This window comes from Sphingomonas sanguinis NBRC 13937 (genome assembly GCF_001591005.1).
In the GTDB taxonomy this organism is placed as follows: domain Bacteria; phylum Pseudomonadota; class Alphaproteobacteria; order Sphingomonadales; family Sphingomonadaceae; genus Sphingomonas; species Sphingomonas sanguinis.
The window spans coordinates 12163-23797 of sequence record NZ_BCTY01000021.1 but is presented as its reverse complement, the minus strand read 5'-3'; the positions used below and the strand labels follow the sequence as shown (position 1 = coordinate 23797).

Genomic DNA, 11635 nt, shown 5'->3' with positions numbered 1-11635 from the left:
CGCTATGATTGCAAGCGCCTACACCTAGCCGCCATTCTTGACGCGCTGACACTGATGCAGGACCAGGTCGAAGAGATCGGCGAACGCAGCAAGCGCCTCGAAGCAAATCAGGCCGACATCCTTGCAAGGCTCGAGACCATCGATGCTGCGCAGGCCATCGCGACGGACCTCCAGCCTAATCTCGAGCATCTCGCGTCCGAAGTCTCCGAGACCCGGGGCGAGATGGGGGAGGGGTTCGCCCGTGTTGCGCAGGTCGCGGGCTGGGCGCATGCCGCGGCCGCTGGCAACGCCGCTCCATTGCCGGCCGATGTCCTCGACGATCCGCTGCTCGAGCTCTTCGTCATCAGCCAACCCGCAGACCGCACTTCAACCCGCCGCGCCATCGTGGATTGGCGGGAGAAGGCGCGGACGGTCGATACTGCGGCGCTGACCGCTCTTCTGATTAGCCAGTACCGCCCGTCACCGACAGACGATCGCGCAGGCCGCCGTCTGCGATACAAGTTGGCTGCGATCACCCGCGACGAACTGGAGCGTCGAGGTGCTGTGATGCCGCCATTGCCGCGCTCGACAATAGCGGCGGACCGATCGGCCGAGGCGCAGCGCGCGCGGTCCGAGGCGCTGGTCGAGGTGTGGCAAGCGGGGGAGGGCGCAATGCTCTACGCTGAGCCGGAGCTCGCTGGTGCGATGGACATCATGGCGGCGGCAAGGCGGGAGGGTGTTGCGCTGCCTGAGCAGAGCCTAGCAAGCGGATTGGCTGCGTTGCATCAGACGATTTCAGATCGCCTGAGTGTCGGCGACAGACCTGAGTTGGCATCTGATCCGAAGAACGTCGGCGCGAGGGAAGAAATACTCCGTGATCGATAGCTTTGAATCACGTACAATCTGAGGAAGAGACGCTGAAGCCGTGCGCCACATGTCAATGAGCGCGTCACATGAAGAAGCGGAACTGAAACGGGGTACTCCCCAAGCGGGGCATTCGTTTAAGAACCCGCGCTAGGACCTTGGCGTAGCTCATGGTCACGGGTAGGGGATCGTAGAGTCCGTCGTTGTTCCAATTCATCTTGGAAAGCGCCAATGCCGCCATAGCCGTGTCATCCCACGAGCCATGTCCGGCGTGGCGCACAAGCCGGATCGGCTTGGGAGTTCCCCGCCCGCCCTGAAGGTGCGGCCGCTTGCCCAAGCCGTCTACCGCGCCGTGTATCCAAAGCAGCGCGTCTCGTGGGCCGAGCTGTACCAGCGTTCCCCGTTTGACCGGATATGCGGCGGCCTGATTGCGGCGTGGATTGTTGGGGTCCTGCTCCCACCAGACACCACGCCACCCGACCTCATCAACGACTTGGATGAGATCGACCGCTTCGCAGACCGGTAGCGCTTCGAAGCAACCAGCGATCTCGTCGCTTTTGAATTCGGTGGTCTTGTGGATCATCACGCGTCGAGGTGAGCGTCCCCCGTGTCGTCGCCTGTAGAGTTCGAGCGACCGCGTGATCACTCGGAACATCTCGGCACGAGACAAAAACGGGTTCTCCCGTTGTACCTGAATTTCATTGGTATCAAACGCGATAAATTCTAATCCGGCGCCGTCCTCATCGAAAACCTGACTGCAGCAGGTTACGAAACGTGGACTACCGCTGTCGTCATTACGAACGGCATAGGAAATGCCGATGAAGGCCGTTTCCGCCTTGGTGTCAGCCAACTTCCAAGGAATGCCGCCAGCCTTGGCATAGATTGCGAGGCCGATACGCCACATCACGCTCGCTCGACATGAATAGGAGAGCGCGCGCCCTTCACGCACGATCTGGATCGGCATCCCGCGAATTGCTGCAAAGGCCTTCAGATAGTCGTGCAGGTCGAAGTCATCGTCGTGGCCGAAGAAGGCGGCCTCCCAGCGATCGGGCAGGTAGACGAACAGAACGTCGAACTCCGTGCGAAACGCCTCCAAGCAGCGAACTGCTTGGATAAGGCGGTCGGCCAGCAGAGTATGCGGCGCCGGGCTCGCGGCGAGATCGGCGTCCAGTGCCGGCTCAAGTTCGACACGGCACTTGGCCGGTGCCGCGGTTACCCGCGTGTTGAACACGGCCGAGAAGCCCGGCCACTCGGGAAGATAATCGGTTCGTTCACGTGGCGAAAACGTCCGGTGGAGCTCTTGCATGAAGCCGAACAGGCGGGTGGACTCTCCGGCCGGCGCAATGGTGGCAACCCGAATGGGACTGGGCACCTGCGAGGCGGAAAAGGGACCAAACCTCTTGAGGCCGCGTAGCGGATGAATATCTCGATCGCCGCTGCGCTCAGGATGGAAGAGGAGTTCCGGCTCCGGATACCAGACGTGGGGCGAAATTTCGCTGCTCATGGCGTCACCCTGAACGAGAACGCGGTTCGTCGCCCGACGGCGAACGAAGCGTCGATCCCATCTCCAATCCCCAGTGCCCGCACATTCTCTCCGGCAAACAGTCCCGTCCAGAAATCGATGAGCTTATCCGCATCCCGGTTGTAGCGGCGCGCTGTTCGCTCGCGCGCAAAGTCGGCCGCCTTGGCCCGGCTTGCGGTTGAGCCATCGTCGTCCGTATCGATCCGGGGCTCAACCAAGAGCCACAAGCGGTCGTCCGCCCAATCCAAGCGGACCGCTACTCCCTCCCGCCATCGTACCTTGCCGCCGTCGATCCGACCTTGGAGCGGTCCCACCAAGCTGCGCAGCGACCCCCAATGCTCATCTGCCGGGTCGTGCGGTGCCAGGATATGGACGTTGCGCCGCCGCTGGGCATCAAGCCCATGTACACTGCACAGCCCACGAACCAGCGCCTCTCGCAGCAGGCCTCGTTCACCGGAATCGTAACGCAGTCGCCGATCCTCAAAGACGGACAGATCAAAGTCCGTGATATCGTAGGGGGCGAAGACGCGGCGAAACTCCTGGTCCGAGCCGAACCCAATGACTCCCCCGCTGGTGCGGGTAGCAATCAGATCAGCCTTCGCCGCGAGTATTGCATCCCGGACGTCTGCCGCCCCACCAATTCCACAAACGACGCGGCGGGCGTTTGTCGGTATGGATTCGACCTCGATCCCATTTAGTCGGACGAGAGGCCAGTTATGTTTGCCGGTCAGCGCCGGGGCGGCTGTCCACCAGCGTTGCTTCTGACCCAGGCTGTCGAGCGCTGTCGAGTCGAGGTCAGGCAACAGACGCACGAGATCGCGAAGCGCTTCGTCCAAATTCTCGATACGGACCAGCCCGCTGTCGACGCCAACCGCCTGGGCGCGTTCGAGCAGCTGGTTGACGCGTTCGAAGGGTGGCTCCTCGCCGCGATGCAGCCAAAACAAGCCTCCCGGGAAGGCGCCGGGGCGTTCGAGTGCTGCCTCGAGCGCATCCATAATGGACGCATCGCGTCCGCTATACCCCCCGACGACCAGACCGGATCGGCGGCAGGAATCGACGAGCACCTCTCTGAGCTGTGCATCCTGCTGCCTGAGCTCGTCGGGTGTGTTCTTGAGCCGGCGGGACCGGAAATCGCCGTGCAGCTTGACCTCGATAGGCCATTGCTGCGCTGCAATCTGCTCGGCTGCCAGATCAGGCGCATCAAGGGCCACGACGCTGAGCGACTTGGTGGTGCCATAGGTTTGTGCGCAGGCATCCGCGACGAGGTGATCGAAGTTGGTGGTCCAGATCAGGTGAGCATGCCCCGCCTTTAGCAGGGCAGCGAGCGCTAGGTGGCCATAAGCAGGCTTTGCGCCGCCGATCATGCCATCGATGAACGTTCGACGGTCCTTCTCGGCGGGATAAGCTGCTTCGAATAGCGCCGCATATTCGTCCGGAGCACCGGGGACTGGTAAGCTGCCCGATCCGCTGACATGGGCGTCGAGCAACGCACGCACACTCGGATTGCCGGTGTCGGCGATGGTCGAAAGCGGCACCCGCCGCTGCGCCGCATAGAGGATCTGCTTGAACTGCCAGATCATGTCCCATGCGGTGGGCACGCCCGCAGAGACAGACGCACCCGCGCCCAGAAACCACATGAGCTGACCAGGTCGCAGCGCGAAGCGCCGTGCGAAGTCATCACTATCTATCTCAGGTGCCAAGCCATTCCCCTCCCGGGCCACGCTAGCCAACTCAGGCCGCCTGTAAAGTAGAGGCAGCCAGCGTTGTGAGATCGGTCGGACTGAACCAAAACACCCGCTTCTCGAAATCTGCCGGTTCTCGTCAGTGCCGCAGGAAGCCGTCAGCTCTAGGCACTGGCCTGGGGCGATCACATATAAGACTGTATGAGCACTTTTCTGCTTCCGTTATCCGAGTTCAACCGCATCCATCAGGTGATCCACGGCACGATCAAGGACGAGGGCAATCCCGGCAAGGCGTGCACGCTCTTTGCCTGCATCGGCGCCTTAATCTTGAACAAGCATTACAAGATACCGGCCAGGGCGGTAGCCGGAGGTTTTGCGCTATGCGTCGAACCCGAGAAGGTCATGTTCTTCGGGCGGGATGGGGGAGGTACCGTAGAGTTCGACGAAGACGGCTTCCACATGTGGGTCCAAACCGAGACCCACGTGATCGACTTCATGTCTCCCTTGTACCAAGAAGCGTTCCAGGACGTGCAGCAGGAAGTGGCCATTCCACGCCGAATGTTGCAGAAGCGGCTATCCGATGAAGCACCCGACCTCAACCAGCTAAAGAAGGCCGGCGACTACTTTACGATGCCCGATCCGGAGCTGAGCGAGCGCTTGATCGATCACGTCCTAGACCGGCCTATCAACACCGATATTATCCACATCGCTGAAACATGGTTCGGCACGCGTCGAGGTAAGCAGAAGCCATCGCTGACGATCGGCAGCAATGACGGGCTGGTTCGTGACCTGCGGCTGCCGGCGACCGTCGCGCGAGGAGCTTGGTAAGCCATGGCAGTTGCACGATGCCGCTCCGGTTCGCCTAGCCCATGGCCCCTGCGATGCCGCTGATCGGCACAATTGATCCTGCATGGAAGGACATGTCCAAATACGTAGTCCACTTCGCCAAGGAGTCTAAGTTCAAATCGGCCTATGATAACGCAATTGCGATCCTGTACGAGCGGCGCATTGTCGCGATGAAGGCGTTCGGTGCCGGACGCCATCTTCCGCACGCCAAGCGCTCGGTCTGTTTTAGTGAGGTGCCGCTTCATCACTTCAAGCGCCTGGCTGACGCGCGAGGTCAGCACGGGATCGGCTTTCGCAAGGAGTTTCTGGTCGAGCGAGGCGGCGGGCCGATCCTCTATGCCTATAAGGATACGCCGCAGGCGCAGGCGATCAATGCCCTGGTCCATAGCGCAGCCGGCGATCCGGCCGCTCCGGTCTGGAATTTGGCGCCCTTTGTGGACTTGCCCGGCACCTATGGTGTCTCGACCTACCTTTTCGAGTGGGAGCGCGAGTGGCGACACGTCGGCGACCTACCGTTTGCAGAGACGGAACCGGCGTTCCTAATTATTCCCGAAACGCTCCACGATGCCGCCAGAGGCTTCTTCGCCTCCGCTAAGCTCGATCATGTCGGCCCGAGCTACGAGTGTCCGTTCATCGATCCCTACTGGAGCGAAGACAGGATCGAGATGGCGTTGTCGGGCTGAGCGCTTGGGTGTTGAAACGGATCTCAATCGGTTGCGCTGTCTGGATGTAAGCGTTGTCGGCACGGCAGGCGAGACTGCACGGAACGACCGACAAGCTTTGCTCACCACGGAGATCAAGCGTGACCTGCATCTACTGTCCTTCCGACGGCCCTTATACTGAAGAGCACGTCGTCCCGGCGGGCATGGGCGGTGACGACGGCAAGTGGTTGCTGAAGGATGTCGTCTGCGGGGTCTGCAATACTGACGTTTTCTCTCCCATGGAAACGAAGGTAATGCGCGCCTCTCCTCTGGCGATCGCCCGCTTGTTCAAGCAGACCCGGTCACGAAAGCGGGGCAAAAGGACTGCCGCGCCCTCTATTTACGCGCCGGTCAGTTACTTTGATGATCCACAGTCCGGTCTGCTTCTTGAACAGGAGCTTGGCAGCGGAGGCCAGTCAATGGTTTGGCCGCAAGTGAACTACGTACCGCCCGAACGGATGACTGTCAGCGCGACCGACGCGGCGTCGGCGAACGAGTTGATTCGCGATCTGGGGCACTCGCCGACCTGCTTACGCTTTGTGAAAAGCTGCGGGACGGTGTCGAGGTGCGTTACCGTCTGACTTTCTTGCGCTGGGACGGCGTCGCTTACCAGCCGGGCGAGGTCGACAGCGCCGCAGCAGCGCCGCGCGGGGCCGTCTGGCTCGAGCCGCTCGAGTACCCAAATACCGAAACAACCGGAACTCTTACCGCGCGTGTCTTTCGTAGGGGCAGGGGGGCGATGACTTGCCGGGCGGAAGATGTCGAGGCTGTCGCCAGCCTGCTAACCCTAATCCGTCAAAACCACCCGAAGCTCGTCGTCCCCGCTGACGCCACCTCAATCAGTACCGACACGCCCGGAATCCATCTTCGCCAGACCATGGATCCCGTTGCCTATGACAGAGTGCTGGTCAAAATAGGCGTAAACGTCTGTGCTCATCTGTTTGGAGACGCAGCTGTTCGGACGCCAGCATTTGCCAGCGCCCGAGACTATGCGCGCTACGGAACTGGCAGCGTCGTTCAGCTTTCGATCGAGGAAGCCAAGAAATTTACCGAAGCTTTCCCGGTGCTCGCACACCATCATCTGCTCCTGGTCGCCACCAAGACACCGGAGGGCGAAAAACCTGGCTGTGTCATGATCACCATGCAGTTCTACGGGGGGCTGACGCATTCCTATTTGCTTGCCGTGGGCGACGTGGTCCCGAACGCCGCAGACCCAATCTTCGTTGTAGTCGACTATGAAGCCAACGTGATCGAGCGTCACACTCCGGAAAGCTTTTCACGGTTCGCGAAGCGAAACGGTGCGACTTGGCGTCCTATCGACCTAGCTGGGGGGAGTAGCTAGGGTCTGGACTCGTTGATCGCAGCCAGGAGATGATGGTGGCCGCGAGGCGACGTCGGAGAAAAAGGCGTTTGGGCACCGATCGTAGCGGGAGCCGACACGGCGCCAGTCCTTCAGACGGCCGAACATGATCTCGATGCGGCTTAGTCGTATCTGAGCGACTCTTTACCCGACCTTCGACGCGGGATGCCGGGTTTAATGCCCTTGGCGTTAAGAGCATTCCTGACCCGACGGCGTCATAGCCGCGATCACTGAGCAGCCACTGCGCCCTTGTGCGGGTCGTCGAGCAGCGCCGCCGCACCGGTGTAATCGCTGACCTGGCCCGCGGTCATGAAGAAGCTCGGGCCGAAGAAAAGTCGTGAATGACCGCGTGTGGGATCGCGTCGCCCATGCTGATCTTTGAGGGTCTAATTATCTGGCCATCGGCGATTGCCGAGAAACTAAGCGACCCGAATGTTGAGTGCGATCAGATGATCGAACAGCTCCTTTGTTCGTGCGCTTGGAGGCACAGCCAAGGCTGCGTCCACGGCGGTACGACTGAGCAAGGTACGCCGTTGATCAGAGCTCCCATGGGTTGAATTCGGCGACGCGAGGCCGGAAGCGGCAATCGCAGCAGCGTCCTCCGCGCCGGACTCGCTTGCCTGAATGACCCTCAAGCTATTGCGGGCCACCGCGGGATCGAGCCGGATCATCGGCATGGCAGGTGGCGCGATCCGTGTGCGTGCCGCGAGCTTCTTCTCGGCATAGTATCGAACCTTCTTGCCATAGGTCGCATACATGCCACGCCGAAAGACAATGAGATCGTCCTCTGGCAACATTTCAACCTCCTGGGGAAGCATCAACGGGCGGCGCTGATCGGACAGCGACGTGGAGCCACCCCCGCCTCCCCAGGTCCCTATCGAGCGCGATCGTGATTTGAACGTGTACGTGCCAAGCTGCTCGGAGATATTCTTCGCATCGGACAGCCCTGCCGGGCGGAGGATGAGCCGCACGGCACAATTGCGTTCGATGTCGGCCGCCACCTTGTCGCCGTAGACGCCTTGGATCTGCTCGATCGATTGGAAGGCCGGAAGCAGCCGGAGACCATAGCCGGCGACGTAGCTGAAGGCGTTCGCCAGGACGGAGCACTTGCCGAGGCTGGCGAATTCGTCGAGCGCGAGAAGCACCTTCACCCGGTGCCGATCTCCCTTTGGCAGTTCGCGCACATTCAGGTCGACGAGCTGCTGGAACAGCAAGCCGTAGATCGGCGCGGCGCGATCGAGGTCGTCGGGCGAGACACCGAGATACAGCGAGATACGCTCATCTCGGAAGTCGCGCAGATCGAAGTCGCTTTCCGAAGTGGCGGCATCGACATAGGGGTTCAGCCACGCATTGACCTTGGCCGTCACCGACTGACGAAGCCCCGTGAACGTGTTCGCCGACGACGACGTGTAATCACGGATGGCAGATTCGCAGCCCCCAGACAGCGGCTTCCCGGTCGCTTTGCGCTGCTCGATGATCTTCGGGAACCGTCGCTGCGCGTCGCCAGCTGCGAACTGCCGGTAGACTTCACCGAACGTGAAGGGGAGCGCGTCTTCGCCATCGTCGGCCGTCGCAGCGATATAGGCCGTGACGCCAAGAAACGCCGTACGTGCCCCCTCGGCCCAGAACTTGTCGCCGGTCAGCGGATCGGGGAACAGCATGACCGCGATTTTCTGCAGTTCGTTGATCACCTCGACCGGATTGCGACGATCGATATAACTGAGCGGATTGTAGCGAGCCGTCCGTCCGGATGGATCAAGCGGGTTGAACAGGACGACACGCTGGCCCAGCTCCTTCAGGCGATAGCCGGCCGTGTTGTCCCAATTCTCCTGCTTAATATCGAGAACTACTAGGGAGTCGGGCCAGTCGAGCAGGTTGGGAATGATGACGCCAACGCCCTTGCCAGCCCTGGTCGGAGCCTCGAGCAGCACGTGCTCGGATCCGTCGAAGCGCATCACCTTTCCGCCGAACTTGCCCAGGACGATGCCTGCCTTGCCGAGCAGCTTGCCCTTGCGAACCTCGCCCGGCCGCGCCCAGCGCGCCTCGCCATGGAGGGTCTGCCGCCGGAAGAGCGAAGACGCGATCAGAAATCCGGTGAGCACCAGTCCGATCCCGAAACCGACGATGAACGGCTTGTAGATGATCGGATAGGCACGCATCGACCACAGGGCCGCCGGGACCTTCAGCCACGGTGTCTTGGCACTGAGAAGATGCGCGCGGCAGAGGACTGCGACGGCTCCGATCGCCGCGCTGAACGCAAGGCCGATCACCGTTAGAAAGATGATTGCGCCGGGTTGCGACCCTTCGCTGCTCCGGACCCACTTGCCGCTCACGCGCGACCCTCCTCAGTCTCGCGGCTTACCCGCCGGATCGAACCACACCTCCGTCATGCGATAGCGCGCAGGCTGCCCGTCTCGCGGGGGCAGCCGGTCCATTTGCACGACGATGTCCACCAGCGACCGCAGCAATGCTCTGATGTCATGGCGGTCGAGGTCGCTTCCGCCGTCCGACTCCTTCACCAGGAGCGTGAGCTGCTCGAGCGCGCCCTCGGCCGTATTGGCGTGGACGGTGGTGATCGATCCGGGATGACCGCTGTTGACGTTCCTTAGGTAGAAGAACGCCGTTCCATCGCGCAGCTCCTGGAGGAGGATGCGATCAGGGCGCATGCGAAGGGCAGACTCCAGCAACTCTTTTGCCCCGACCTTCTGCAGCCCCTTGCCGTCCTTGGCGTACATCATGTGGACGCGGTTGCGCTGCGGCACGACCAGCTCGCGCGTATCCTCGATCGTCAGGATCCGCTCATGGTCGGGGATCAGCTTGATGAGCCCCTTCGAAAAGCTGGTCTTGCCCGATCCTGTGGCGCCGGAAATCAGAATGTTCTTCTTCGCTTCCACGGCCAGTCGGAAGAACGCCTTCCAATCACCGGCCGCGCGCCGCGCGAGCAACGCCGCATCGATCTCCTCGTGAAGCCCTTTGGCACGCACCTCACTGAAAAGACCGGCCCGATCGAAATCGTCGAGGTCCATCGAGACACCGGATGCTTTGCGTACCGTGATCGAGATGAAGCCTTGCTCGACTGCGGGTGGAACGACGACCTGCGCTCGTTCACCGCCTGGAAGGACCGATGATACGATCGGATACTCAGCGCTGACATCCTGTTTGGTGCAGCCGGCGATGAGCCGCGAGAGCGTCATCAAAGACGAACTGTCGAGCGAAGGCTCCTCGTGCCACTCCCAACCCGCGCGAGTTTCCAGTCCAATCAGGCCGGGCTCGTTGATGACGAGTTCTGTGACGTCGGCGCGCTCCAGATGGCGAATGATCGGCGCCGCGTTATGAGCGTAGAGCAGCGAGGCTGAACCCGACGCCATATCAGCGCCTCAGGCGCACTTCGTAGACCGACCGAAAGTCAAAATCCTTCGCGACGAAAATAGCCGCCGTATCGCCTTGGTTCTTCTTCAAGACGGGCCTGATCTGCATCGTCTGTTGAAGAACGGTATTGGCGGTGTTGCCCGGAACCTGCGTCGAATAGGTTCCTTCCCCTTGAACCGCCCGGCTCGCGATGTTGGAGGCGTCCTCCAAGACCGAAATAACGAGGCCAAGGCCGAAGCGGGACCAGAATTGTGTATCAACCCCGCCCGGCAATCCCGCGCGCCCAAGACTGTCAGACGCCGGCGAACCAAGGTTGATCGCGACGCCGCGAGGGGTGAGTGCCCGGGTCCAGAGAACGAAAAGGCGCGCCTGACCTTGCGTGATCCCGCCTGCATACTGGCCGAGCACCTTCGTGCCTTTGTCGAGCAGCACGATGCGGCCGTTTTCCGAGAAGACGTCGTGATTGATGACGCATGACACAAAGCCCGCCTGCGTCGAGTTTATCGCCGTCTGCAGCGTGCAAGGGATGACGGTTCCGGCGCTGAGGAGGAGACTGCGGTCGCCCACCATCGTCGCGCGCACCGTCTGAATGCCGGAATGGCTCAGCTGGTCGCCGAGGTCCGTAGCGCCCTTTGCCGTTGCAGTGCCTTCGCCTTGGTCATTGAAGCCGCTCGCGCCGACATCACGACGAGCGACCATCGACCGCCCGGTCTGGAGGTCGCTGCCATCTTGGACCCCACCGGGATCCTGCGAAGCTCTCGTCGCGTCATTTGCCGATCCGGATGTTTCGGGGGTCGGACCCGTCGCACCGAACGCCATGATCGGCGATCGGCGCGCTGCATCCGCCATGATCCTTGCCTGTTCCGCGCGGCGCTGAGCGGGCGTCTGTTGGCCACTTGCGGTCGGACCCTGGTTCGCCACGACACCCGCCGCAGGATTCGCATTGCCGCTCGCGTCGACCGTCGGTGTCGCCGGCGTGATGGGACGACCGAAGATATCGGTTGCGGGAGCGCCAGGTTGGCCGAGCTGATTGGCGAGCGCGGCGCGCTGGACATTTGGATTGGCCATCACCTCGTCAACGCTGCGATCGCTAGCTTTCGCAGGCGCGGCAGCGTTGGTCGCGTTCACCGGTCGATGAAAGGCACCGTACCCGATGGCTATGCCGCTAATTGCGCCGACAAGCCCTATCCCAGCGCTCAGAAGGGCAATATTCCCCCAGCCGCCGCTACGCGCCACCATGGTGTCCGGCTGTTGCGATGCGATCGGCTCGGGGCCGATCGACCCGCCACGATCGATGATGGTCTCGGCCATG

The 11635-nt window shown here is 61.7% G+C and carries 10 protein-coding genes and 1 pseudogene; 5 read left to right on the top strand and 6 right to left on the bottom strand.

Translation table 11 applies throughout. The annotated features are described in order from the left end of the window. The first annotated feature begins 54 nt into the window (after positions 1–54). On the top strand, positions 55–864 hold the full coding sequence (locus tag SSA01S_RS10375) for a hypothetical protein (protein WP_061780306.1): 810 nt from the start codon (positions 55–57) through the stop codon (positions 862–864). A gap of 64 nt (positions 865–928) precedes the next feature. Here the strand turns inward: SSA01S_RS10375 and SSA01S_RS10370 are convergent, their stop codons facing one another. Continuing rightward, positions 929–2347: an argonaute/piwi family protein gene (locus SSA01S_RS10370; protein ID WP_043061314.1), complete on the bottom strand. Its 1419-nt coding sequence runs from the start codon at positions 2345–2347 to the stop codon at positions 929–931. Then, a complete protein-coding gene (locus SSA01S_RS10365; protein WP_206362708.1) occupies positions 2344–3945 on the bottom strand; it encodes an SIR2 family protein in 1602 nt (533 codons plus the stop codon). The genes SSA01S_RS10370 and SSA01S_RS10365 overlap by 4 nt, the downstream gene beginning before the upstream one ends. A 303-nt stretch (positions 3946–4248) precedes the next feature. On the opposite strand from SSA01S_RS10365, the gene SSA01S_RS10360 reads away from it, so the two are divergent. The 4 genes from SSA01S_RS10360 (at position 4249) to SSA01S_RS19510 (ending at position 6936) form a co-directional block, all read left to right on the top strand. Further along, complete coding sequence (locus tag SSA01S_RS10360) at positions 4249–4875, top strand: DUF2026 family protein (protein WP_043061313.1); 627 nt, start codon at positions 4249–4251, stop codon at positions 4873–4875. A 53-nt stretch (positions 4876–4928) separates the two neighbouring features. Continuing rightward, the gene (locus SSA01S_RS10355; protein ID WP_043061332.1) at positions 4929–5576 is read left to right on the top strand and encodes an abortive infection system antitoxin AbiGi family protein; all 648 of its coding nucleotides are present in this window, start codon (positions 4929–4931) and stop codon (positions 5574–5576) included. 119 nt (positions 5577–5695) lie between these two features. Further along, the gene (locus SSA01S_RS10350) at positions 5696–6175 is read left to right on the top strand and encodes a hypothetical protein (protein WP_043061312.1); all 480 of its coding nucleotides are present in this window, start codon (positions 5696–5698) and stop codon (positions 6173–6175) included. Next, positions 6160–6936 carry a hypothetical protein gene (locus tag SSA01S_RS19510; protein WP_043061311.1) on the top strand — a complete coding sequence of 259 codons (777 nt, stop codon included), beginning with the start codon at positions 6160–6162 and terminating at the stop codon, positions 6934–6936. The genes SSA01S_RS10350 and SSA01S_RS19510 overlap by 16 nt, the downstream gene beginning before the upstream one ends. Here SSA01S_RS19510 and SSA01S_RS19120 read toward each other — a convergent pair. From SSA01S_RS19120 to virB10, 4 genes and pseudogenes are all read right to left on the bottom strand, one after another. Then, a pseudogene (locus tag SSA01S_RS19120) lies at positions 6908–7271 on the bottom strand (transposase); the annotation flags it as partial. The gene SSA01S_RS19510 and the pseudogene SSA01S_RS19120 overlap by 29 nt on opposite strands. Positions 7272–7373: 102 nt before the next feature. After that, a complete protein-coding gene (locus tag SSA01S_RS10340) occupies positions 7374–9287 on the bottom strand; it encodes a type IV secretory system conjugative DNA transfer family protein (RefSeq protein ID WP_061780304.1) in 1914 nt (637 codons plus the stop codon). A gap of 12 nt (positions 9288–9299) precedes the next feature. Beyond that, complete coding sequence (gene virB11 / locus SSA01S_RS10335; protein WP_043061310.1) at positions 9300–10322, bottom strand: P-type DNA transfer ATPase VirB11; 1023 nt, start codon at positions 10320–10322, stop codon at positions 9300–9302. 1 nt (position 10323) lies between these two features. Next, the gene (virB10, locus tag SSA01S_RS10330) at positions 10324–11634 is read right to left on the bottom strand and encodes a type IV secretion system protein VirB10 (RefSeq protein ID WP_061780303.1); all 1311 of its coding nucleotides are present in this window, start codon (positions 11632–11634) and stop codon (positions 10324–10326) included. Between the last annotated feature and the right edge of the window lies 1 nt (position 11635).